The sequence below is a fragment of the Paraburkholderia sp. EG286A genome, assembly GCF_040965375.1.
GTDB lineage: Bacteria > Pseudomonadota > Gammaproteobacteria > Burkholderiales > Burkholderiaceae > Paraburkholderia.
This window is the reverse complement of the sequence record NZ_JBFRCB010000062.1, coordinates 1-245: the sequence shown is the minus strand read 5'-3', so window position 1 is coordinate 245 and position 245 is coordinate 1. Positions and strand designations below refer to the sequence as shown.

The 245-nt window shown below is 55.5% G+C and carries 1 tRNA gene and 1 rRNA gene; both read right to left on the bottom strand.

What is annotated here, in order from left to right:
• A tRNA-Ile gene (locus AB4Y35_RS42255) sits at positions 1–77 on the bottom strand.
• Between the two features lie 67 nt (positions 78–144).
• A 16S ribosomal RNA gene (locus AB4Y35_RS42250) occupies positions 145–245 on the bottom strand; the annotation flags it as partial.

Genomic DNA, 245 nt, shown 5'->3' with positions numbered 1-245 from the left:
TGGTGGGTCTGGATGGATTCGAACCATCGACCCCCGCCTTATCAAGACGGTGCTCTAACCGACTGAGCTACAGACCCCTGAGTCTGTCTTTCTTACAGCCGACAAGTGTGAGCGCTTAAAACGCGTGTGAGCGATGAGCTCTGGAAAGGAGGTGATCCAGCCGCACCTTCCGATACGGCTACCTTGTTACGACTTCACCCCAGTCATGAATCCTGCCGTGGTGACCGTCCTCCTTGCGGTTAGAC